Origin of the sequence: Lentzea flava (assembly GCF_014648475.1) — a bacterium.
In the GTDB taxonomy this organism is placed as follows: Bacteria; Actinomycetota; Actinomycetes; order Mycobacteriales; family Pseudonocardiaceae; genus Lentzea; species Lentzea flava.
Map to the genome: position 1 here is coordinate 100,917 of NZ_BMRE01000006.1, position 22,338 is coordinate 123,254.

Consider the following 22,338-nt stretch of genomic DNA (forward strand, 5'->3'; position numbering starts at 1 on the left):
GAAGAAGAAATGAGCAACCCGATGACGCCCGACCAGTGGCTCGCCGACTTCGAGGCCAAGACGGCCGAACTCCAGCGCAACGCCGCGGCCTTCCGCCGCAACCTCGAATCGGCAGGCACGACGATGACGACCGAGGACAAGTCGATCACCGTCACGGTCGCCCCGAACGGCGCGCTGCTCGACCTGAAGATCGAGGGCAACACCGAGCTGGCCACCAGGATCCTGGCGCTCACGAGGTCCGCCCGCGAACAGGCCGACACGAACGTGCTCGGCGAGTTCCGCCAGGTCGTCGGCAGTCACGCCGGCGAACTGGACACCGACGTGTCGGTCCCGGCCCCGAAGCAGCAGAAGAAGGCCGTGCAGCCCGAGGAGGACTTCGGCGAGCAGGCCGTCTACCGCAAGGAAAGCTGGTAGCGCGTCAGAAGATCACCGTCTGGTTGCCGTGCACCAGCACCCGGTCCTCCAGGTGCCACCGCAGCCCGCGCGCCAGCACCACCTTCTCGATGTCCCGCCCCTTGCGCACCATGTCCGCGACGGAGTCGCCGTGGTGCACGCGCAGCACGTCCTGTTCGATGATCGGCCCCGCGTCCAGGTCCGCCGTCACGTAGTGGCACGTGGCGCCGACCAGCTTCACGCCGCGGCGGTGCGCCTGGTGGTAGGGCCGGGCGCCGATGAACGACGGCAGGAAGCTGTGGTGGATGTTGATCGTGCGGCCCGCCCAGGCCGCGCAGAGCTCCGGCGGCAGGATCTGCATGAAGCGCGCCAGGACCACCGCGTGCGGGTCGTGCTTGTCGACGAGCTGGCGCAGCTGGGCGAAGGCGGCCTGCTTGCCCTCGGGGTCGCCTGCCGGGAACGGCACGTGGTGGAACGGGATGCCGTGCGCGCGCGTGACGTCGCCCAGTTCCGGGTGGTTCGCGATGACCGCGGAGATCTCCACCGGCAGTTCGCCCGTCGCGACGCGGCCCAGCAGGTCGTAGAGGCAGTGGCCTTCCTTCGACACCAGGATCACCACGCGCTTGCGGACGCCCGTGTCGGTCACGGTCCACGTCGACTGGGCGCCCAGCGAGTGCGCCACCTCGGCGAACTGGGACCGCAGCTCGTCCACGCCGAACGGCAGGGAGTCCGCGCGGACCTCCTGGCGCGTGAAGAACCAGCCCGTCTCCGGGTCGGTGTGGTACGCGGCCTCGACGATCCAGCCGCCGTTCTCCGCGAGGAACGACGAGATCCTCGCGATGATGCCGGTGCGGTCCGGGCAGCCGAAGGTGATCACATAGCGACGCTCAGGCGATGACACGCCGCATGAGTATTCACGGCCTCGGCAGTGCCGCCAACAGCGACTCGTCGCCGGACACGATCGCGTGGCTCGGACGGCCCCACAACTTGCGGTAGATCGCGTCGGCGGTGCCCGCGAGGGTCGCGTCGGAGTCGATGGCCGAGTCGTGTGCGGGGGTGACGACCGGAGGCTCGCCCTTGGTGAGCTGCACCTCCCACGTGCGGCCCGCGTCGGCGGCGTGCACCACGAGCCGGCCGGTGCCCTCGATCACCCGGCCCCTCTGCAGCTGCCTGGGCACCATCACGGTGAGGAACTCGTCGATGCCGTCGGCGGCGAACTCCGAGTCGAACAGCAGTGTCGGCACGTCGTGGCCGGTCGCGAGTTCGGCGTCCAGGCGGTGGATCGACGTCTCGTGCGCCTGCCTGCGCGGCCAGAAGCTCGCGCGCTTGCTGCCGTCGAACGTCCACGCCGGACTGTCAGCGGACGTCTCGCGCAGCCGCTCCAGCAGCACCGCGAGCTCGGTGTCCCACCAGGCGAGCACCTCGTCGAAGTCCTGCGGCGGCTTCGGGAACTCGGGCGGGCCTGCCTCGGCCGGCGCGACGACGGCCTTCGCCGCCCACGAGTGCACCGCTGCCTGGTGCCGCACGAGGTCGAGCACCGTCCATCCGGGACACGAGGGAACCTCCGCGTCCCTGCCCGCCTTCACGACGGCCGAACGCATCAACGACGCCTGGGTCTCGATCTGCGCGACGAAGTCCACGAAACCACCCTAGGGCGCGACGGCCGCCCATTCGAGCGAGATTTCGCCGAGGCGCCAACGACGCCGGTCGTCCACCACCGGCCAGCCGCGCGAGGCCAGCAGCCGCGCCGACTCCACCCACCGCGCGCGAGGCCCGAAGGGGGCGAACGGGGCCGCGGTCGCCCAGCACGCGTCCAGCTCGGCCAGCAACGCGTGCACGCGCTCGCCGGGCACGTTCTTGTGGATCAGCGCCTTGGGCAGCCGTTCGGCGAGGTCGGACGGCACCTCGATGCCGGACGGCTTGCACGCCAGCGTGAACCTCAACGGCCCTTCCGACGACAGCGTCACCCACGTGCACCGACGACCGATCTCGTCGCACGTGCCCTCGACGATCAGGCCGCCGGGAGCCATGCGCGACAGCATGGTGTCCCACGCCTCAAAGGCCTGCTCCTCGGTGTACTGGCGCAGCACGTTGAACGCGCGCAACAACACCGGCCGCGCACCGGCGAGCTCGAAGCCGCCGCGCCGGAAGTCCAGCCACGGCGGGTCGGCCACCGCCTTGCCCGCCTCGACCCGGTCGGTGTCGATCTCCAGCCCGAGCACGCGCACGTCGGGACGCACCGTCCGCAGCCGCTGGGCCATCTCGACGGTGGTGATCGGCGACGAGCCGTACCCGAGGTCGACCACGAGCGGATCGGCCGCGTCCAGCAGGAAGCCGGACAGCGTGCCGGTCATCCACCGGTCGACGCGCCGCAGGCGGTTCGGGTTGGTCGTGCCGCGCGTCGGCAGGCCGAGCGCACGGGCCCGGCCGGCCGCTAGCCGCGGTTTGCGAGCCATTCCGACGTGAACTCGCTCTCCTTGTTCAGCAGCACGACGACCTGCTCGGCGATCAGCTTCTCGAGCTTGCCGCCCATGAGCGGGATGCTGACCTTGACCTCCCCCGTGAGGGTGAGCTTCGAGCCGGAACCGTTGCCCGTGATGGTGAACGCACCGTCCAGCCGGCCGGGCACGCCGTTGATCGTCACCTCGACGGTGCCCGCGAGCGCAGCCCAGTTCTCGACGCGCTGGATCACGAGGTCGCCGCCCAGCAGCGACTTGGCGATCGACGGCAGGTGCTCCGCGGGCACACCCTGCTTGAGCTGGTACGACGTCCTGGTCTCTGTGGTGGTGAACGTCACGAGCTCGGCGTCGTTGCCGCCGATCGCGGCCAGGCGGTCACGCAGATAGGTCTCGTCGACCAACGCGCCGAAGACCTTCTCCGCCGAATGGGGTGACGTGGTGTGGTGCTCGATGCGGCGTGCCATGTCGCGGAGGCTACCGTTGACGCCTGTGACCACCACGCAGTCCGTACCTCTGGCCGAGCGCACCACGCTCCGACTCGGTGGCCCGGCCGCGCGGTTCGTCCACGCCACGACCGCCGCTGAGCTGGTCGAAGCCGTGCGAACAGCCGACGCCGCCGCCGACGAGAAGGTCCTCGTGCTCGGCGGCGGATCGAACCTCGTGATCTCCGACAGCGGCTTCGACGGCACCGTGGTGCACGTGGCCACCAAGGGTTTCCGGCTCGACCCGCTGGGCGGCGGCATCGTCCAGTTCACCGTCGAGGCCGGCGAGGAGTGGGACGCGGTCGTCGCCGAGGCGGTCGCGCAGGGTCTCGGCGGCCTCGAGTGCCTGTCCGGCATCCCCGGCCTCAACGGCGCCACGCCGGTGCAGAACGTCGGTGCGTACGGCGTCGAGATCTCCCAGGTGCTGCAGTCGGTGGATCTTCTCGACCGGCGCAGCGGCAAGGTGCACCAGGTGCCCGCGGCCAAGCTCGGCCTCGACTACCGCACCAGCGTGCTCAAGGGCACCGACAACGCGGTCGTGCTGCGCACCAGGTTCGCGCTGACCGCCGGCGGCATGTCCGCCCCCATCCGGTACGCCGAGCTGGCGCGCGTTCTCGGTGTGGCGCAAGGTGATCGCGTTCCCGCCGACGAGGCCCGCAAGGCGGTGCTGGAGCTGCGCCGCGGCAAGGGCATGGTGCTCGACCCCGCCGACCACGACACGTGGAGCGCCGGCTCGTTCTTCACCAACCCGATCATCGACGACGCCACCTTCTCCAGCGTGCTGCTCCGCATCGCCGATCGGCTCGGCGCCGACGTCGACGTGCCGACCTATCCCGCGGGCCAGGGCTTCAAGAAGCTCTCCGCCGCGTGGCTGATCGAACGCGCCGGGTTCCGCAAGGGCCACCAGGGCCCCGGTGGCCGGGTGTCGCTGTCCAGCAAGCACACGCTGGCGCTCACCAACCGCGGCGGCGCGTCCACCGAGGACCTGCTCGACCTGGCGCGCGAGGTGCGCGACGGCGTGCGGGCGGCGTTCGGAGTGGAACTGCACCCGGAACCCGTTTTCGTAGGCGTTCAGCTCTAGGGCTGTTCGGGTGACTCCGTGTGACCAACCGCTACCTTGCGTGTTTCATTGACATAGGGGTTGGAACGGAGGTCGCTGTGAGCTACCTCGACGAGAACGCGCGAGAGGTCATCCGGCCGGTCAAGCGCATGGTCGAAGACGAGTTCCTGTCCCGGCCAGGTGTGATCGGCGTCGACATCGGCGAGAAGGTCACCGGTGGACGCCCGACGGGCCGGGCCGCGATCGTGGTCTACGTGTGCGCCAAGGGGCCCGACCATCCGCAGCAGATCCCGCCGGAGGTCAGCGGCGTCCCGACCGACGTCGTGGCGGAGTCGATCGTGCTGCACCGCGCCAGGCTGACCCGCACCGCGGACGTGGATCCCCTTGTGGCGGAACGGCATCCGGTGTTGCGAGGGGGCATCAGCATCGGTCCCGCGCGGTCGATCAGGGTCGTGCCCCCTGAGGTTCCCACCGCCGGTGAGTACGTGATCGCCGGCACGCTCGGCGCGTTCGCGGTCACCAACGACGAGCCGCGGAAGGTGTTGGGGCTCACCACCTTCCACGTCGGCTGCGTGGACGACTCGTGGTCGGTGGGCGACGAGTTCGTGCATCCGTCCAGAGTGGACGGTGGGATGCCCGGTGCCGATCAGGTCGCGGTGCTCGACCGCGCCGCGCTCGCGGGTTCGGTGTGCGCGGCGGGGCTGCGGATGGGCAACCGGCCGTTCCGCGCGGAGGTCCTCGACATCGGCGCGATCACCGGTGCCGCGCGAGCGGTGCTCGGCTCGACGGTCCGCAAACGCGGCCGCACGACGGAACTCACGTACGGCGTGATCGCGTCGACGGACGCGACGCTGCGGCTGGACTTCGGCGACGGGCTCGGCGTCAGGACGTTGCGCGACCAGATCCGCGTGCACTCGTCCGAGCGCTTCGGCGACCACGGCGACAGCGGTGCGGTGCTCGTGGACGCCGACAACCGCGTCGTGGGCCTGTACGTCGCCGGATCGGGCTCGACGGGGTTCGCGAACCCCATCGAGCCCGTCCTGCGTCAGCTGGACGTGGAACTGCTCACACCCGGTGTACCCGAGTCGCGGAAACCTGAGCCCGCGGCTTGAGCACGATCTCGTCGAGGTTCACGTGCGACGGCCGGGTGACCGCGAACGCGATCACGTCCGCCACGTCGTCGGCCGTCAGCGGCGTGAGGCCCTCGTAGACCTTGGCCGCGCGCTCGGTGTCCCCGCCGAACCGGTTGGCGGAGAAGTCCGTCTCGACCATGCCCGGCAGGATCTCGGTGATCCGCACCGGCTGGCCGAGCAGCTCGCCGCGCAACGTGCGGTGCAGCGCCGACTGCGCGTGCTTCGCGCTCGTGTAGCCGGAACCGTTGTCGTAGGCGTCCCGCGCGGCGACCGACGTCACGGACACGATGTGCCCGTCGCCGGACGCGATCAGCTTCGGGATGAACGCCTTGGTCACGAGCAGGGTGCCGAGGACGTTCGTCTCCCACATCCAGCGCCACTCCGCCGGATCACCTTCTGCCACCGGCGAAAGCCCGCGCGCGCCGCCCGCGTTGTTCACGAGCACCTTCGCCTCGGGTACCCCGTCGGCGAAGGCGGCGACGGAGGCCTCGTCGGTGACGTCCAGCTCGATGGCGGTCCCGTCGATCTCCTTCGCGATAACGTGGAGACGGTCCAGGCGACGTGCGCCGAGCACCACGTGGAAACCCTCGGCGGCGAGCCGCCGGGCGGTGGCCTCGCCGATGCCCGCGCTTGCTCCGGTCACTACTGCGACAGGTCGATTCACGGCTTCGATCGTAGGCTGCCGAACGGGGTGTGACCGACGTCACTCGCACCGTCACGTGGTCCTGCACGTCCACCATGGTGGGAGGTCGAAACCGTGAGAAGAACACTTGCTGCGCTGGTCGCCGGGCTGACGCTGCTGACCGGGTGCTCGAGTGTGGAGACGGGGTCGCCGAAGGCGGACAGCTCGCTGCCGTCAGCGAAGGTCACCCTGTCGCCGGTGGACGGCACCAAGGACGTTCAGGTCACCACGCCGGTCCAGGTGACCGTGGTGGACGGCAAGATCGAGTCCGTCGCGCTCAAGTCGCCGGAGGGCAAGGACGTCAAGGGCACCCTCACCGAGGACAAGTCCGGCTGGACCACCGCCGAGCCGCTGGGCTACGGCAAGACGTACACCTACTCCGGCAAGGTCGTCGGCACCGACGGCAAGCCGGTCGAGCTCAAGGGCTCGTTCACGACCGTCGCGCCCGGTTCGCAGACCCGCGCGACGCTCTGGCCGGGTGACAACCAGACCGTCGGCGTGGCGGCGCCGATCATGGTCAAGTTCGAGGCACCGGTCGAGGACAAGGCGACCGTCGAGAAGGCCCTCAAGGTCACCAACTCGGCGAACGTCACCGGCACGTGGGCCTGGCTCAACGCCCAGGAAGTCCACTACCGGCCGGAGAAGTACTGGCCGGCGAACACGCACATCAAGGTCGAGGCCAAGCTCTACGGCGTGAACTACGGCGGCGGCGCGTTCGGCAAGGCCGACGTGACGAGCGAGTTCGACATCGGCCGCAACCAGGTCGTGAAGATCGACAACCCGACGCACCAGCTCGTGGTGCTGCGCGACGGCCAGCAGGTCGCCTCGTACCCGGCGTCGTTCGGCAAGGACGCCGACCCCGAGCTGACCACGCCGAACGGCACGTTCGTGGTCATGTCGAAGCACGACACGTTCTCGTTCGACAACCCGCGCTACGGCTACACCAACGTCGTGAAGAAGTGGGCCGTCCGGTTCTCCAACCACGGCGAGTTCATCCACGAGAACAACGACAACGCGGGCAACATCGGCAAGGCGAACACCTCGCACGGCTGCGCGAACCTGCTGGAAGCCGACGCCAAGGCGTACTTCGACTCGGCGATGATCGGCGACCCGGTCGAGGTGACCGGCTCCATCACCACCCTGCCGCCCCAGTTCGACTGGTACGACTGGCAGATCCCGTGGGAGCAGTGGAAGGCCAAGTCCGCCATCAAGTAGGACCAGCGGGAATGCGTCCCCCGACCAGGTCGTTCGCACCTGTGTGCAGTTGACACACGTGACGGCGGCCGGCGGGGGACGACTGGCCGTCCGTGAGGCAGGACCGCCCGGCGCGCCACCGGTGGTGCTCATCCACGGCTGGGCGCAGACCGGAGCGGTCTGGAACCTGCCCGGCTTCCGGACGTACGCCGTCGACCTGCGCGGACACGGCGAGTCCGACGACTTTGGCGACTACCGGGACTCCACGCAATGGGCCGCGGACCTCGACGCCGTTCTCGGCCACACCGGGCCCGCGACCGTCGTCGGGTGGTCCTACGGCGGGCTCGTGATCGCCGACTACCTCCGCGCACACGGCACCGCGAAGATCAACGCTCTGGTGTTCGTGAGCGCCATCACCGAGATCGGCCGCGGTCGCCCAGGAGGCGAGACCGGGCCCGTGATGCGCGCCGCGTTGCCCGCCGCCATCACCGACGACGAGGCGATGGCGCGGTTCTGCCGCGCCATGGCACCCGCGCTACCAGCTGAGACGGTCGGCGAACTCACAGCCGCTGCGACGTCCGTGAGCCATAAAGTGCGAGGTGAGCTGTTCCGCAGGGATGTGGGCAGCGCCGACGTGTTGACCGCGGTCGACGTGCCGACCCTGGTGGTGCACGGAACTCAAGACGAGGTGGTGGCCCCTGCCGCCGCCGAGTACTCCGCCGCCCTGATCCCCGGAGCCGAGTTGAGCCTGTATCCCGACACCGCGCACGCACCGTTCCTCGAACGGCCGGAGCAGTTCGCCGCCGACCTGAAGCGGGTGGCGCGGTGAAGCGCGTCGCGGTGCTCTCGGTCCACACGTCGCCGCTGGAGCAGCCGGGGACGGGTGACGCGGGCGGGATGAACGTCTACATCGTGCAGACGGCCACGCGGATGGCTCAGCGCGGGGTCGAGGTGGAGATCTTCACCCGCGCCACGTCGTCGGAGCTGCCGCCGGTCGCGGAGCTCGCGCCGGGCGTGCACGTCCGGCACGTCGCGGCAGGGCCGTTCGAGGGCCTGGGCAAGGAGGAGCTGCCTGGCCAGCTCTGCGCGTTCACGGCCGGTGTCCTGCGTGCGGAGGCACGGCACGAGCCCGGCTACTACGACGCGATCCACTCGCACTACTGGCTGTCCGGGCAGGTCGGCTGGCTCGCGCGGGAACGGTGGGGCGTGCCGCTCGTGCACACCGCCCACACGCTGGCCAAGGTCAAGAACCTGGCGCTGGCCGAGGGCGACACGCCAGAACCGCGGATGCGGGTGATCGGCGAGGAGCAGGTGGTCGGCGAGTCGGACCGGCTCGTGGCCAACACCGACATCGAGGCCAGCGAGCTGATCAAGCTCTACGACGCGGAGCCGTCCAAGGTCGCCGTGGTGCCGCCCGGTGTCGACCTGGACAGGTTCACGCCCGGCGACCGCGCCGAGGCCCGGCACTCGTACGGCATCCCGCAGGACGCGGTCGTGCTGGCGTTCGTCGGCCGGATCCAGCCGTTGAAGGCGCCGGACGTGCTGCTGCGCGCGGCCGCCGAGATGCTGATCCGGGATCCAGGGCTGCGGTCGCGGCTGGTCGTGCTGATCGTCGGCGGGCCGTCTGGCAGCGGCACCGAGCGGCCGAAGGCGCTGGAGGAGCTGGCGGGACAGCTGGGGATCACGGACGTGGTGCGGTTCCTGCCACCCCAGCCGGGGCCCGCGCTGGCGAAGGTCTACCGGGCGGCGGACCTGGTGGCCGTGCCGAGTCACAACGAGTCGTTCGGGCTGGTGGCGCTGGAGGCCCAGGCGTGCGGGACACCGGTGGTCGCGGCAGCGGTTGGCGGGTTGCCGGTCGCGGTCAACGACGGTGTGTCCGGGGTGCTCGTGGACGGGCACGAGCCTGGCGCGTGGGCTGCGGCGATCGGGTCCGTCGCGTTGCCGCAGCGGGAGCACCTGGCGAGCAACGCCGTGGGGCATGCGCGACGCTTCTCGTGGGACCGCACGACTGATGCCCTGCTGGCGGGGTACCAAGAGGCGGCAGACGTGTTCCGCCGGGAGGTTTTCATTTGAGCGTCGACAGCGTGATCAAGTCCTTTTTGGACGAACGCGAGCTGAAGTACGACCGCCGCGAAGAGGGCAAGTTCTTCGTGACGCTGCCGGGCACCAAGAAGCTGCAGACCAACGTGTGGCTGGTCGAGACGGCGCACGCGCTGGTGGTCGAGGCGTTCGTGTGCCGGCGCCCCGACCAGTCGTTCGAGGAGGTCTACCGGTTCCTGCTGCGGCGAAACGCCCGGCTCTACGGCGTGCACTACACGATCGACGCCGAGGGTGACATCTACCTGGTCGGGCGGGTCGGCAAGCACGCCGTGACGCCGGACGAGCTGGACCGCGTGCTCGGGCAGGTGCTGGAGGCCGCGGACGGCGACTTCAACCCGCTGCTCGAGATCGGGTTCGCCGACGCGATCCGCCGGGAGTGGGCGTGGCGGGTGTCGCGCGGGGAGTCGCTCGCGAACCTGCAGGCCTTCCAACATCTCGTTTCGGAATAGGCGGCAACCCCGGGTGTGCCCACCACCGTCAGACGGGCATGGGCAGACCAGTGCTGTGGGTGGGAGTCGCGTTGCTGGCCCTGGTTTCCGCGGGGTGCAGCAACTCGAACACGAGCGGATCGGCGGCGTACGACGCCGCCCCTCCGCAGGCGGCGCAGAACAACGCGGCGCCGCAGGAGAAGCAGGGACAGGGGAACACACCGGCGGCCGTGCAGCCGGTGCAGCAGCAGGAACGGCAGCTGGTCCGCACGGCGACCGTCGACCTGCGCAGCGACGACGTGCTGAAGGCCATCGGTGAGGTGAAGAACCGGGCTCAGGCAGCCGGTGGGTTCGCGGGGCAGGAGAACTCGACCAAGGAGCGCGGGACGGTGACCGTGCGCGTGCCTTCGGCCGAGTTGGACAACCTGGTGAAGAACCTCGACGGCCAGGTCGGCGAGGTCACCCGCAGCGAGGTGCGCAGCGAGGACGTCACCGACCAGCTGGTCGACGTCGAGGCGCGGATCGCGACGCAGAAGGCCAGCGTGGAACGGCTGCGGGTGCTGTTCGAGCGTGCCGGGACCACGGCGGAGATCGCGCAGATCGAGAGCGAGCTGACCAAGCGGCAGAGCGAGCTCGAGTCGATGCAGCGGCGCAGCGAGTCGTTGAAGGGCAAGGTGGCGCTGGCGACGTTGACCGTGCAGGTCAGCACCGTTCCGATCGCACCGCCCGCGCCGGTCGAAGCGGGCTTCGGGTCGGCGTTCCTCGCCGGGTGGCACGCGGTGGTCACGGTGTTCAAGGCGATCACCGTGGGAGTCGGCGCGCTGCTGCCGTTCGTGCTGGTCCTGGGGGTGCCCGCGGCCGCGGTGATCTACGTGCTGCGTCGCCGGAAGCGTGTCACTCGAACGAACGAAGCGGCATGATCAAACTCTACTGAGAGTGTGCCTTTGTGAAGCGCGGAACGGCTCGGGAGAGAGGGGGAGTCGCATCGAGCCGTCCCGCGTCAAAGGTCCCCGCTGCATGGGTCCGTGGACGGGGGGAGCCTCCGGATCCCAAGCGGGACACGCGATCCGACGGGGGATGACGAACCGCGCGAAGTGCCTCGCGCTCGTCGAGTAAGCGTGGGAGCCGACTCGCGGAGGCGCTATCAACTTCCCAGATGCATCCTTGCGTTCACAAGTGCTTGTATTACTCCATTCGAGTGTAATTAGACGCGCTAAGTAACGTATCTGTAGCGATTGAGCGGTCCTTGACCTGTTCAGTGGGCTGGATCACGATGAGCCGCACAGGCTGGGTGTTCAGCGAGTGAATGAGGTCGCCGCATGGTCTTTCGCAGTCCGTTCCCCGATGTCGAGATCCCCGATGTGTCGCTGCACCAGCTGTTGTTCGGCGACATCGCCGACCGGGTGGACAGGGTTGCGTTGATCGACGGCATGTCCGGTGCCTCGCTCACGTACGGCCAGCTCGCCGGTGCCGTCGACCGCCTGGCCGCAGCACTCGCCGCACGCGGCATCGGCAAGGGCGACGTGGTCGGCATCCTCAGCCCGAACACGCCTTACTACGCCGTCGTCTTCCACGGCATCCTGCGCGCGGGCGCCACCGCGACCACGATCAACGCGCTCTACACGCCGGACGAGGTCGCGCACCAGCTGCACGACGCGGGCGCGAAGATGCTGTTCACCGTCTCGGTCCTGCTGCCGAACGCCGCTCCTGGCGCCGCGAAGGCGGGCGTCACGGACGTCGTGGTGCTGGACCAGGCCGAGGGCTACCCGTCGCTGGGCGAGCTGCTCGCCAACGACCACCCGGTGCCAGAGGTGGAGATCGACCCGGCCGAGGACATCGCGGTGCTGCCGTACTCGTCCGGCACGACCGCCTTGCCCAAGGGCGTGATGCTGACGCACCGCAACCTGGTCGCGAACCTCGTGCAGTGCGGCCCGATCCTGTCGGACGTCGGCCCGCACACCCGGATCCTGGCCGTGCTGCCGTTCTTCCACATCTACGGCATGCAGGTCCTGATGAACAACGGCCTGTACATCGGCGGCGTCGTCGTGACGTTGCCGAAGTTCGAACTGACCGAGTTCCTGCGCGTGATCGCCGAGCACAAGACCGACCGCGTCTACATCGCGCCGCCGGTCGCCGTCGCCCTGGCGAAGCATCCGATCGTCGACCAGTACGACCTGTCCCCGATGAAGATGCTCTTCTCCGGCGCCGCGCCGCTGGATGAGGACCTCGCCGACGCGGTGAAGAAGCGCATCGGCTGCCGGGTCGCGCAGGGCTACGGCATGACCGAGATGTCGCCGGTCAGCCACGCGATCCCGGACAGCCGCGACGACATCTCGATCGGCACGGTCGGCGTGATCATCCCGAACCTGGAGTGCCGCCTGGTCGACCCGGCAACCGGTCAGGACGTGGGCGTGGGCGAACGCGGCGAGCTCTGGTGCAAGGGCCCCAACATCATGAAGGGCTACCTGAACAACCCGGAGGCCACCGCCGCGACCATCGACGAGGACGGCTGGCTGCACACCGGCGACGTCGCGGTCATCGACGCCGACGGCATCGTCTCGATCGTCGACCGCGTCAAGGAACTGATCAAGTACAAGGGCTACCAGGTCCCGCCGGCCGAGCTCGAGGCCGTGCTGCTGACGCACGACGAGATCGCCGACGCGGCCGTCATCGGCGTGAAGGACGCGGACGGCGAGGAGGTCCCGAAGGCGTTCGTGGTGCGCCAGCCCGATTCCACGATCACCGAGGACGCCGTGATGGCGTTCGTGGCCGAGCACGTGGCGCCGCACAAGAAGGTCCGCGTGGTCGAGTTCATCGAGGCGATCCCGAAGTCGGCGTCCGGCAAGATCCTGCGCAAGGACCTCAGGGCACGCGAGCAGGCCTGATCGGCGTGTTCGCCGTCCGCTACAAAACTGAATCCAGGCTGAGTTCTGACAACTTGCAATTTTCGCTGGTCAGAGCTTTGTGAGGGCAATGCAGAGCGACAACCGGCCGTCGGGGCAGCCCCGACGGCCGGTTTTGTCCGGCGGAAGAGACCTCCAGGGCGTCAACCGACCCGGAGGTGTCCGAACATGATCACGAGCCTGTCCGCGTGCGCCGTCGCCGCCCTGCCGTCGGCCTGCTGGCTGATCTACCGAGTTCTCGTCCTCCGTCACCTGTCCCGCGCGCTCGACCTGAGCCCGGAGCACGCGCGGGCCCTGGCGGCTGCCATCAAGACCGCTCGGTGATCGACGTCCGCGCCGGCGAATCCCATGGCGTGAATCACGGCGACCTGCCGGGGTACGGCAGGTGGGTCGGCATGGCAGGCTAGCCGCCATGTCTGTCGGAACCTTGGTGCTGCTCCGCCACGGCGAGAGCACGTGGAACGCGGAGAACCTGTTCACCGGCTGGGTGGACGTTCCCTTGTCGGAGAAGGGCGAGCAGGAAGCCCGCCGCGGCGGAAAGCTGCTGCGCGAGGCCGGTCTCCTGCCGGAGATCCTGCACACCAGCCTCCTGCGCCGGGCGATCATGACCGCCAACCTGGCGCTCGACGCCGCCGACCGGCACTGGATCCCGGTCCGTCGCGACTGGCGTCTCAACGAGCGCCACTACGGCGCGTTGCAGGGCAAGAACAAGAAGCAGACGCTCGACACCTACGGCGAAGAGCAGTTCATGCTGTGGCGCCGGTCGTACGACACCCCGCCGCCGCCCATCGAGCCCGGCAGCGAGTTCAGCCAGGACACCGACCCGCGTTACGCGGGCCTCGGGCCGGACCTGCCGCTGACCGAGTGCCTCAAGGACGTCGTCGCCCGCATGCTCCCGTACTGGGACGAGGCGATCGTGCCGGACCTGCGCACCGGCAAGACCGTGCTCGTGGCGGCGCACGGCAACTCGCTGCGCGCGCTCGTGAAGCACCTCGACGGCATCTCCGACGAGGCCATCGCGGGCCTCAACATCCCCACGGGCATCCCCCTGCGCTACGACCTCGACGAGAACCTGAAGCCTCTGAAGCCGGGCGGCGAATACCTCGACCCGGAGGCCGCGAAGGACGCCATCGCGGCCGTCGCAAATCAGGGCCGCTGATTTTCACGCGGGGACCTTTCGTACTGCATGTCAGTACGAAAGGTCCCCGCGTGCATTTGAAGCATCACGACTGGGTGAACGACGGCTGACCAGCGACGGAACAACCGTCCACTGAGGTGTCGCGGGTATCACGGTTCACGCTGTCGTACTAGGCCAAGACACCTCTGAGCTGCTTACCATTCGCTTCGTGACCACAACGGGTTACCTCGCTGTGTCGATCGGCCTCGCGCTCATCGGCGTGATCGCCGCATTCTTCGTCGGCAGGTTCACCGCTCCGAGGCACCCGCGGAAGCCGGACGGACTCACGGTCGGCGATCTGATCCAGCGGATCGTCCAGGACTCCCACGACGGCATCGTCGTGCTGAACACCTTCGGCGACGTGGTGCTGCACAACCCGCGGGCCGAGGAGCTCGGGGTCGTCCGCAACAACCGCATCGACGACCGGGCGCGCAAGGCCGCGGAAGCCGTCCGCAACAGCAACGAGGTCGTCTACGTCGACCTCTCGCCGCTCGAAACGCAACGCGGCGGGCGTCAGCCGGAGGCCGTCCACGCCGAGGTCAGGCAGCTCATCGAGGACTTCATCGTCGTCGACGCCACCGACGAGTCCGAGGCCGTGCGGCTGGAGAAGACGCGACGCGACTTCGTGGCCAACGTGAGCCACGAGCTCAAGACCCCGGTCGGCGCCCTGGCGCTGCTGGCGGAGGCCGTGCTGGACGCGAGCGACGACCAGGAGGAGGTCCGCCGCTTCAGCGCGAAGATCATGCAGGAGGCGACCCGCCTCGGCACGCTCGTCACCGAGCTGATCGCGCTGTCCCGCCTGCAGGGTGCGGAGAAGCTGCCGGAGCTGTCCGACACCGAGATCGACGTCGTGATCAACGAGGCGCTGTCGCGGGCCAAGCTCGCCGCCGAGTCGGTCAACATCACGATCACCACCGACGAGCCGAGCGGGTTCGTCGTGCCGGGAGACCGGTCGTTGCTGGTCACGGCGCTGACGAACCTGCTGGACAACGCTGTCGCGTACTCGCCGCCCGGCAGTCCCGTCTCCGTCAGCAGGCGGCTGGTGGACGGGCACGTCGAGATCGCCGTGACCGACCGCGGCATCGGCATCGCCGAGGACCAGCAGCAACGCGTCTTCGAGCGGTTCTACCGCGTGGACAAGGCTCGATCGCGGGCGACCGGAGGCACCGGCCTCGGGCTCGCGATCGTCAAGCACGTCGCCGCCAACCACGGCGGCGAGGTGAAGCTGTGGAGCCTGCCAGGAACGGGGTCCACCTTCACGCTGCGGATTCCCGCCGCGGCGACCGAACCCAACCCGACCCTCGTCCCCACCGGCGCGGGTGACACTGGAGGAGAGCTGTGACCAGGGTGCTCATCGTGGAGGACGAGGAGTCCTTCGCCGATCCGCTCGCCTTCCTGCTGCGCAAGGAAGGGTTCACCGCGGCGCTCGCGGCCACCGGCCAGGAGGCGCTCGAGGAGTTCGACCGCAACGGTGCCGACATCGTGCTGCTCGACCTCATGCTGCCCGGCATGAGCGGCACCGACGTCTGCAAGCAGCTGCGGCAGCGCTCCGCCGTGCCGGTGATCATGGTGACCGCGCGCGACAGCGAGATCGACAAGGTCGTGGGCCTGGAGCTCGGCGCGGACGACTACGTCACCAAGCCGTACTCGGCGCGCGAGCTCATCGCCCGCATCCGCGCGGTGCTGCGCCGCGGCGGCGAGTCCGAGGACCTGCTCCCGCAGATCCTCGAGGCCGGTCCGGTGCGGATGGACGTGGAACGCCACGTCGTCACCGTCGGCGGCCAGGACATCAGCCTGCCGCTCAAGGAGTTCGACCTCCTCGAGTACCTGCTGCGCAACGTCGGCCGCGTGCTCACCAGGGGTCAGCTGATCGACCGCGTGTGGGGTGCCGACTACGTCGGTGACACGAAAACCCTGGACGTGCACGTCAAGCGGCTGCGGTCGAAGATCGAACCGGACCCGTCGGCACCACGTCACCTGGTGACGGTGAGGGGTCTCGGTTACAAGTTCGAGTCCTGACGGACACGACCAGGTACCGTTTCCGGCGTGCGCCTGGGCGTTCTCGACGTGGGTTCCAACACCGTCCACCTCCTCGTGGTGGACGCGCATCGTGGTGCCCACCCGATTCCGATGACGTCCGAGAAGACGATCCTGCGCCTGGCCGAGCAGCTCGATTCCAAGGGGCTGCTCACCAAGGCGGGCGCTGATCAGCTGGTTCGAGCTGTGGCGGGCGCGAAGGCGTCCGCTCGCAAGTCCGGCTGCGAGGATCTGATGGCGTTCGCGACCTCGGCGGTGCGCGAGGCGGGCAACTCCGCGGAGGTGCTCGACCGGGTGCGGGGTGAGACCGGGGTCGATCTCCAGGTCCTGTCCGGCGAGGACGAGGCCCGCTACACCTTCCTCGCGGTCCGCCGCTGGTACGGCTGGTCCGCGGGCAAGCTGCTGTGCCTCGACATCGGCGGCGGTTCGCTGGAGCTTGCTGTCGGTCGCGACGAGAACCCCGACATGGCCTTCTCCGTGCCGCTGGGCGCGGGCCGGTTGACGAGAACCCGGTTCAGGAAGGACCCGCCCCGCCGTTCGGAGGTCCGCGAGACCACCGAGTGGCTGGCCGAGCAGCTGGCGCCGGTGGCGCGGAAGCTGAAACGCGCGGGCGAACCCGATCGGGTGGTTGCGACCTCAAAAACCTTCCGAACGCTGGCGCGGCTCACCGGGGCCGCGCCATCGTCTGCCGGGCCCAGGGCGCGTCGTGTGCTCACCGACGCCGGCCTGCGGCAGCTGATCGCGTTCATTTCCCGGATGTCGGCCAGTGACCTCGCCGAGCTGGAAGGTGTGAGCACGTCGCGTGCGCACCAGCTCGTGGCGGGCGCCCTGGTCGCGGAGGCAACGATGCGAGCCCTGTCACTCACGCAGCTGGAGATTTGCCCCTGGGCCCTCCGGGAGGGTGTCATCCTCCGACGGCTGGACCACACTGATGGGACGGACCAGAGCGATACTGGACGGACTGGCCAGACCGGGGCACGGTGGAGTTGATGAGTCGAGAGAGCGGATCGGACCAGACGCAGCGCACTGTCGCTGAGCTGCTCGCCCAGTACGGCGGCAGCTCAGAGGGTGCGCCACGTCGGCGACGCCGCCGGGCGGCTGATGACGACGACGAGGTCCAGCAGCCGGAGACCGCGCCCCAGACGATCATCGAGCGGGTCCTGTCCGACAGCGGCCGGCTGATGGCGATCCGCGACGACGACGCCCCGTCCGGTCGTCGCGCGGCCCCCGAACCGCCGGCCCCGCCCGTCGCCAAGCCGCCCGTCGCGCCACCGCCACCACCTCCTCCCGCCGAGCGCACGGCCTACCAGCCGAAACCGCCGGTGGCACCGCCCGCAGGGCCGCCCCAGGTGCGCAGACCCGGGCCACCCGCGACACCGCCGCCGGCCGCCGCCGAGCAGACCCACCAGGTGCCGCAGGTCCGAGACCAGCCGTCGCGCGCCGACCTGCCGAGGCCCGAGGTCCTCAGCTCGCGCCTGGACGCCGGTGCCCCGCCGGCGCCGCCCACGCCGTCGCGCACGAACATCACCCGGCCGCCGAAGCCGGTGCCGCCGTCGGTGCAGATGCCCACCCCTGCCCAGAAGCCGGGCCCGCCGGGCATGCCGCCGCGCGAGGCGATGACCGAGCAGCTCCCGCGCATCCCGGCCAAGGCGCCGGTGGACCAGATCGCCGCGCTCGAGACCGAGTCCGTGCTGATCGTGCCGCCCGCACCGCCGAAGCTGCCCGACCCGCTGCCGAACAACCAGCCCGACGCGTGGTTCGGCGACGACGAGGCGGACCTCCAGACCGACCTGTCCATGCCTCCGATGGAGTCGACCGCGGCCCACCCCGGCCCGTACGTGGACGACGACGACTCGCAGGAGTACGCCGTCTACCGCCCCGAGGACGACTACCTGGAGGAGGAGAGCGAGGAGGACGAGGGTCCCGCCGGCCTCGACGACGCCGACGAGGCAGCGGAGGAGCCCGAGGAGGAGGCCCAGCGCTCGCCGGGCAAGGAATGGCTGATCATGATCGGCCAGCTCGCCGTCGGCGTGCTCGGCGGCGCCGCCCTGTGGCTCGCCTTCAACTTCCTGTGGCGCTCCGCACCCGCGGCCGCACTGGTGGTAGCGCTTGCGGTTACCGTTGGTCTGGTGTTGCTGGTTCGCAAGATCCGCCGAGCGGACGACCTCCAAACCACGGTCCTGGCCGTGCTCGTCGGCCTCATCGTCACCGTCTCACCAGCGGCGATGCTGCTGGTGAAGAGTTGACGGGCCGCATCCCGGTCGGGCTTTCCACGGCGTCGGTCTACCCGCAGCCCGCCGGAGCGGCGTTCGAGATCGCTTCCGAACTGGGCTACGACGGCGTCGAGCTGATGGTGTGGGCCGACCCGGTGTCGCAGGACATCCGGGCCGTCGACCGCCTGTCGTCCCGATCGGGCATGCCCGTCCTCGCCGTGCACGCGCCGTGCTTGCTGATCTCGCAGCGGGTGTGGTCGCCGGACCCGGCCGAACGCCTGCGCAAGGCGGTGCGCGCCGCCGGGGACCTGGGCGCTCCGACCGTGGTGCTGCACCCGCCGTTCCGCTGGCAGCGCAAGTACGCGGACGGGTTCGCCGAGCTCGTCTCGTCGCTGGAGGACGAGAGCGGCATCGCGATCGCGGTCGAGAACATGTTTCCCGTGCGCCGCCCGCTGGGCCGTGGCCGTTCGGTGCAGATGACGGCGTTCAAGCCGTCCATCGACCCGACCGACGTGGGCCACCGCAACTACACGCTCGACCTGTCGCACTCGGCGGCCGCGCACATGGACGCGCTGGAGCTGGCCAAGCGGATGGGCGACGGGCTGCGGCACATCCACCTCGCCGACGGGTCGGGTGCGCCGAAGGACGAGCACATGGTGCCGGGCCGCGGCACTCAGCCGTGCGCGGAGCTGTGCGAGATGCTGGCGCGCGGCGGGTTCGACGGGCAGGTCGTGCTGGAGGTCAACACGCGGCGGGCCGGATCGCCGACGGCTCGGCGGGAGATGCTGGCCGAGGCGTTGCTGTTCGCGCGGCTGCACTTGGACTGGCCGCAGTCGGGTTAGGGTTCGTGGTGTGAACCCGCTGCGAGCGTTGATCATGGCCGCGTCTCGCAACGAGACTGTCCGCCAGCTCGTCGCCAACGCGCCCATCAGCCGAGATGTGGTCAAAAGATTCGTCGCCGGCGAGACGACGGCCGACGCCGTCGAGGTCGTGCGGACCCTCGGCCTGCCGGTGACCCTCGACTACCTGGGCGAGGACACCACGGACAAGGCCCAGGCCGAGCAGACCGTGCAGGCGTACCTGGAGCTGCTCGACGCGCTGCACGCGGCTGGCCTGGCCCAGAACGCGGAAGTGAGCGTCAAGTTGTCCGCGGTCGGACAGGCGCTCGACGAGTCTCTCGCCCTGACGAATGCCAGCCGGATCTGCGCCGCGGCCGAGCAGTGCGGCACCACCGTGACGCTCGACATGGAGGACCACACCACCACCGACTCGACGCTGCGGATCCTGCACGAGCTGCGGCGCACCTGGCCGTGGGTGGGCGCGGTGCTGCAGTCGTACCTGCACCGCACGCTCGACGACTGCAAGCAGCTCGCGGGGCCGGGAAGCAGGGTCCGGCTGGTCAAGGGGGCCTACGCGGAGCCGCCGGAGGTGGCGATCCAGGACCCCCACGAGGTGGATCTGAACTACGTGCGGTGCGTGAACGTGCTCCTCGCCGGAGAGGGGTACCCGATGTTCGCCACGCACGACCCGAGGTTGATCGAGATCATCGGCGAGCGGGCTCGCTGGTATGACAAAACCGACTTCGAGTACCAGATGCTGTACGGCGTCAGGCCCGAGGAGCAGCGGCGCCTCGGCACTCGCGTTTATGTCCCCTACGGCGAGCAGTGGTACGGATATCTCATGCGGCGACTTGCGGAACGGCCTGCCAACGTGACTTTCTTCCTGCGCTCGCTGGTCAGCCGCTCATGACCTTCACCAAGTCCAGTGCGGTGCGTTCACTCGGTGACGGAACCTTCACCGCGTCCCTGCCCGCCGAGTGGACCGTCGGTCCCAAGCCCCACGGCGGGTTCCTGCTCGCGGTGATGACGCGGGCAGCGGCCCAGGCCGCCGACGGTGATCCGCTCGCGGTCTCCGCGCAGTTCCTGCGGGCTCCGGAGATCGGGCCGGTGCTGATCAGGACCGACATCCGCAAGGCGGGGCGCACGGCCACGGTCGTCGCGGTGTCGCTGGAACAGCGTGGGCAGGTGTGCGTCGAGGCGTCGGTGACGACGGGACGGATCCCCGAGCACCGCGCCGACTACGCGAACCTGCCGTCGATCGGTGCGGCGCCACCGCCCGGTTCGGTGGAGCTGGCGACGTTCCCGACCGGTGGCGCCTACAAGGTCGGCGGCCTGTGCGACCTGCGGGTGGACCGGGAGAGCGCGACGTTCCTCGACCGGCGCACGGACGGACCGCTGACGTTCAGGCTGTGGGCGCGGCCGATCGACGAGCAGCCCGACCCGTACTTCGCGTTGCTCGCCGGCGACCTGTCGATGCCGGTGACGTTCAACCTCGGCCGCTTCGGGTGGTCGCCGACCGTGCAGCTGACGGCGTTGCTGCGGGCCAGGCCCGCACCGGGATGGCTGCGCATCCACGTCACCTGCCAGGCCGTGCACGGGCAGTGGTTCGACGAGGACGCGACGGTGATCGACGCGGCAGGGCGGCTGGTGTGCCAGGCGCGGCAGTTGGCGTTGACGCCAGCTGTGTGAGACTTGACCGATGACGAAGATCGCGGTGCTCGGCGCGGGCAAGATCGGTGAGGCGCTGCTGTCCGGGCTTCTGCAGGGCGGCCGTTCCGCCGCCGATCTGATGTTCACCGAGAAGCACGAGGCCCGCGCGGCCTCGCTCACGGCGCAGTACGGCATCGAAGGCACCACGATCGCCGGCGCGGCCGCCAAGGCGGACGTGCTGGTCGTCGCGGTCAAGCCGCAGGACATCGAGCCGTTGCTCGCGGAGCTGAAGCCGGTGCTGAAGCCCGGCACGCTGATCGTGTCGCTGTGCGCGGGCCTGCCGACCTCCCTGTACGAGCGCAGGCTGCCAGAGGGCACGCCGGTCGTGCGGGTCATGCCGAACACGCCGATGGTCGTCGGTCAGGCGATGAGCGCGGTCTCCGGCGGTTCCAACGCCACGCCCGAGCACCTCAAGGTCGTCGAGGAGCTGCTGTCGACCGTGGGCAAGGTCGCGATCGTGCCGGAGTCGCAGCAGGACGCGGTGACGGCGCTGTCCGGCTCCGGACCCGCCTACTTCTTCTTCCTCGTCGAGGCGATGATCGACGCGGGCATCCTGCTCGGCATCCCGCGCGACCTGGCGTCGACGTTGATCATCCAGTCGGCGGTGGGTGCCGCGACGATGCTCAACGAGGGCTCGTCGCACCCGGTCATCCTGCGCGAGGCGGTCACGTCACCCGCGGGAACGACGATCATGGCGATCCGGGAGCTGGAGAAGCACGGCGTCCGAGCGGCCCTGCTGGCGGCCATCGAAAGCGCGCGTGATCGTTCCGTCGAACTGGGCAAGCAACACGAGGACTGACCAGTCGGACGTCGCAGGAGTCACACCAGTCCCGCTACTCTCAGGAGAGCACGTGCGTGTCGAACCGTCGGTGGGGAAGACCGACGGCACGACACGTGTCGAAGGATGCGGTGATACATGCCTGCGAAGGAGAACGAACGAACAGGTCTCGCTCAGGTCCAGTTCCTGACCGTGGCTGAAGTGGCCTCGATGATGCGGGTCTCGAAGATGACCGTGTACCGCCTGGTGCACTCCGGTGAGCTGCCCGCGGTGCGGGTCGGCAAGTCGTTCCGGGTGCCCGAGAAAGCGGTGCACGCCTACCTCGAGAACGCGTACTTCGACGCTGGCTGAAGGCTGCTGAAGACTGGCGAACCCCTCCGGGTAGACTGGTAGGCCGATCGTGCTTACCGGCGCGCCGTGCTTGACACGGCCAAGGCTGGGGCGCGCCAGTCAAAGCAACGTCTAGAGCTAAGGAACCCGCATGGGCTCGGTCATCAAGAAGCGCCGCAAGCGCATGTCGAAGAAGAAGCACCGCAAGCTGCTGCGCAAGACCCGTGTCCAGCGCAGGAAGCGCGGCAAGTAAGCCCGTGTGCGCTCTCACCGCCGCTGGCCCCCTCTCGGGGGTCGGCGGCGGTTGCGTTTCCCGGTGGTTGCGTCGGCACGGAATATCACCCAGTGAGACGAGTCGCCGGAAACACGGGAACGGTCGCCGCCGATCGGGTGATTAGCCGGTAAAGCCCGCGTGACCTG

26 protein-coding genes are annotated in these 22,338 nt (G+C 69.5%); 21 read left to right on the forward strand and 5 right to left on the reverse strand.

Translation table 11 applies throughout. The features are described 5' to 3' along the window. The first annotated feature begins 9 nt into the window (after window positions 1-9). Window positions 10-414 carry a YbaB/EbfC family nucleoid-associated protein gene (locus IEZ09_RS11025; RefSeq protein ID WP_189253541.1) on the forward strand — a complete coding sequence of 135 codons (405 nt, stop codon included), beginning with the start codon at window positions 10-12 and terminating at the stop codon, window positions 412-414. A gap of 4 nt (window positions 415-418) precedes the next feature. Here the strand turns inward: IEZ09_RS11025 and purU are convergent, their stop codons facing one another. Genes purU through IEZ09_RS11045 form a run of 4 tightly spaced genes read right to left on the reverse strand, consistent with a single transcriptional unit; the run spans window position 419 to window position 3,316 of the window. Next, window positions 419-1,270: a formyltetrahydrofolate deformylase gene (purU, locus tag IEZ09_RS11030; protein ID WP_308202388.1), complete on the reverse strand. Its 852-nt coding sequence runs from the start codon at window positions 1,268-1,270 to the stop codon at window positions 419-421. 37 nt (window positions 1,271-1,307) lie between these two features. Continuing rightward, complete coding sequence (locus tag IEZ09_RS11035) at window positions 1,308-2,033, reverse strand: maleylpyruvate isomerase family mycothiol-dependent enzyme (protein WP_229812445.1); 726 nt, start codon at window positions 2,031-2,033, stop codon at window positions 1,308-1,310. A gap of 9 nt (window positions 2,034-2,042) precedes the next feature. Continuing rightward, window positions 2,043-2,849: a class I SAM-dependent methyltransferase gene (locus IEZ09_RS11040; protein WP_189253543.1), complete on the reverse strand. Its 807-nt coding sequence runs from the start codon at window positions 2,847-2,849 to the stop codon at window positions 2,043-2,045. Continuing rightward, on the reverse strand, window positions 2,828-3,316 hold the full coding sequence (locus IEZ09_RS11045; protein WP_189253544.1) for a DUF2505 domain-containing protein: 489 nt from the start codon (window positions 3,314-3,316) through the stop codon (window positions 2,828-2,830). Before IEZ09_RS11045 ends, IEZ09_RS11040 begins: the two co-directional genes overlap by 22 nt. Between IEZ09_RS11045 and IEZ09_RS11050 the strand changes: the two genes are divergently transcribed. Further along, window positions 3,315-4,415, forward strand: a complete 1,101-nt coding sequence (locus tag IEZ09_RS11050) for a UDP-N-acetylmuramate dehydrogenase (protein ID WP_229812446.1) — start codon at window positions 3,315-3,317, stop codon at window positions 4,413-4,415. The genes IEZ09_RS11045 and IEZ09_RS11050 overlap by 2 nt on opposite strands. Window positions 4,416-4,492: 77 nt before the next feature. Continuing rightward, window positions 4,493-5,506 (forward strand): chymotrypsin family serine protease, encoded by a 1,014-nt coding sequence (locus tag IEZ09_RS11055; protein WP_229812447.1) that lies wholly within the window; start codon window positions 4,493-4,495, stop codon window positions 5,504-5,506. Here IEZ09_RS11055 and IEZ09_RS11060 read toward each other — a convergent pair. Beyond that, on the reverse strand, window positions 5,460-6,191 hold the full coding sequence (locus tag IEZ09_RS11060; RefSeq protein WP_189253546.1) for an SDR family oxidoreductase: 732 nt from the start codon (window positions 6,189-6,191) through the stop codon (window positions 5,460-5,462). The genes IEZ09_RS11055 and IEZ09_RS11060 overlap by 47 nt on opposite strands. A 93-nt stretch (window positions 6,192-6,284) precedes the next feature. On the opposite strand from IEZ09_RS11060, the gene IEZ09_RS11065 reads away from it, so the two are divergent. The 18 genes from IEZ09_RS11065 to IEZ09_RS11150 all read left to right on the forward strand — a co-directional run bounded on the left by IEZ09_RS11065 (window position 6,285) and on the right by IEZ09_RS11150 (window position 22,171). Beyond that, on the forward strand, window positions 6,285-7,424 hold the full coding sequence (locus tag IEZ09_RS11065) for a L,D-transpeptidase (RefSeq protein WP_189253547.1): 1,140 nt from the start codon (window positions 6,285-6,287) through the stop codon (window positions 7,422-7,424). Window positions 7,425-7,467: 43 nt separating this feature from the next. Then, entirely contained in the window at window positions 7,468-8,232 is a 765-nt protein-coding gene (locus tag IEZ09_RS11070; RefSeq protein ID WP_229812448.1) for an alpha/beta fold hydrolase, read from the forward strand. Beyond that, window positions 8,229-9,476 carry a D-inositol-3-phosphate glycosyltransferase gene (gene mshA, locus IEZ09_RS11075; RefSeq protein ID WP_189253548.1) on the forward strand — a complete coding sequence of 416 codons (1,248 nt, stop codon included), beginning with the start codon at window positions 8,229-8,231 and terminating at the stop codon, window positions 9,474-9,476. Before IEZ09_RS11070 ends, mshA begins: the two co-directional genes overlap by 4 nt. After that, entirely contained in the window at window positions 9,473-9,952 is a 480-nt protein-coding gene (locus IEZ09_RS11080) for a type III secretion system chaperone family protein (protein ID WP_189253549.1), read from the forward strand. Before mshA ends, IEZ09_RS11080 begins: the two co-directional genes overlap by 4 nt. Before the next feature lie 38 nt (window positions 9,953-9,990). Continuing rightward, on the forward strand, window positions 9,991-10,851 hold the full coding sequence (locus tag IEZ09_RS11085; protein ID WP_189253550.1) for a DUF4349 domain-containing protein: 861 nt from the start codon (window positions 9,991-9,993) through the stop codon (window positions 10,849-10,851). 399 nt (window positions 10,852-11,250) lie between these two features. After that, window positions 11,251-12,816, forward strand: coding sequence for a 4-coumarate--CoA ligase family protein (locus IEZ09_RS11090; protein ID WP_189253551.1), 1,566 nt, complete (start codon window positions 11,251-11,253; stop codon window positions 12,814-12,816). 186 nt (window positions 12,817-13,002) lie between these two features. Next, complete coding sequence (locus tag IEZ09_RS11095) at window positions 13,003-13,158, forward strand: hypothetical protein (protein ID WP_189253552.1); 156 nt, start codon at window positions 13,003-13,005, stop codon at window positions 13,156-13,158. An 88-nt stretch (window positions 13,159-13,246) separates the two neighbouring features. Then, on the forward strand, window positions 13,247-13,993 hold the full coding sequence (locus tag IEZ09_RS11100) for a phosphoglyceromutase (protein ID WP_189253553.1): 747 nt from the start codon (window positions 13,247-13,249) through the stop codon (window positions 13,991-13,993). Window positions 13,994-14,180: 187 nt separating this feature from the next. Next, window positions 14,181-15,353 carry a sensor histidine kinase gene (locus IEZ09_RS11105; protein WP_189253554.1) on the forward strand — a complete coding sequence of 391 codons (1,173 nt, stop codon included), beginning with the start codon at window positions 14,181-14,183 and terminating at the stop codon, window positions 15,351-15,353. Then, on the forward strand, window positions 15,350-16,030 hold the full coding sequence (locus tag IEZ09_RS11110; RefSeq protein WP_053737067.1) for a response regulator: 681 nt from the start codon (window positions 15,350-15,352) through the stop codon (window positions 16,028-16,030). The genes IEZ09_RS11105 and IEZ09_RS11110 overlap by 4 nt, the downstream gene beginning before the upstream one ends. A 27-nt stretch (window positions 16,031-16,057) precedes the next feature. Further along, window positions 16,058-17,038, forward strand: a complete 981-nt coding sequence (locus tag IEZ09_RS11115) for a Ppx/GppA family phosphatase (protein ID WP_189253555.1) — start codon at window positions 16,058-16,060, stop codon at window positions 17,036-17,038. Then, window positions 17,038-18,294, forward strand: coding sequence for an Rv0497 family membrane protein (locus IEZ09_RS11120; protein WP_189253556.1), 1,257 nt, complete (start codon window positions 17,038-17,040; stop codon window positions 18,292-18,294). Before IEZ09_RS11115 ends, IEZ09_RS11120 begins: the two co-directional genes overlap by 1 nt. After that, the gene (locus IEZ09_RS11125) at window positions 18,291-19,103 is read left to right on the forward strand and encodes a sugar phosphate isomerase/epimerase family protein (protein ID WP_189253557.1); all 813 of its coding nucleotides are present in this window, start codon (window positions 18,291-18,293) and stop codon (window positions 19,101-19,103) included. The genes IEZ09_RS11120 and IEZ09_RS11125 overlap by 4 nt, the downstream gene beginning before the upstream one ends. 10 nt (window positions 19,104-19,113) lie before the next feature. Beyond that, the gene (locus IEZ09_RS11130) at window positions 19,114-20,010 is read left to right on the forward strand and encodes a proline dehydrogenase family protein (protein WP_189253558.1); all 897 of its coding nucleotides are present in this window, start codon (window positions 19,114-19,116) and stop codon (window positions 20,008-20,010) included. Further along, a complete protein-coding gene (locus IEZ09_RS11135; protein WP_189253559.1) occupies window positions 20,007-20,789 on the forward strand; it encodes a thioesterase family protein in 783 nt (260 codons plus the stop codon). Before IEZ09_RS11130 ends, IEZ09_RS11135 begins: the two co-directional genes overlap by 4 nt. A gap of 10 nt (window positions 20,790-20,799) precedes the next feature. Next, the gene (proC, locus tag IEZ09_RS11140; RefSeq protein WP_189253560.1) at window positions 20,800-21,609 is read left to right on the forward strand and encodes a pyrroline-5-carboxylate reductase; all 810 of its coding nucleotides are present in this window, start codon (window positions 20,800-20,802) and stop codon (window positions 21,607-21,609) included. 117 nt (window positions 21,610-21,726) lie between these two features. Continuing rightward, window positions 21,727-21,939, forward strand: a complete 213-nt coding sequence (locus IEZ09_RS11145; RefSeq protein WP_030477960.1) for a helix-turn-helix domain-containing protein — start codon at window positions 21,727-21,729, stop codon at window positions 21,937-21,939. Window positions 21,940-22,069: 130 nt separating this feature from the next. After that, window positions 22,070-22,171 (forward strand): 30S ribosomal protein bS22, encoded by a 102-nt coding sequence (locus IEZ09_RS11150; RefSeq protein WP_015105422.1) that lies wholly within the window; start codon window positions 22,070-22,072, stop codon window positions 22,169-22,171. Window positions 22,172-22,338: the final 167 nt, after the last annotated feature.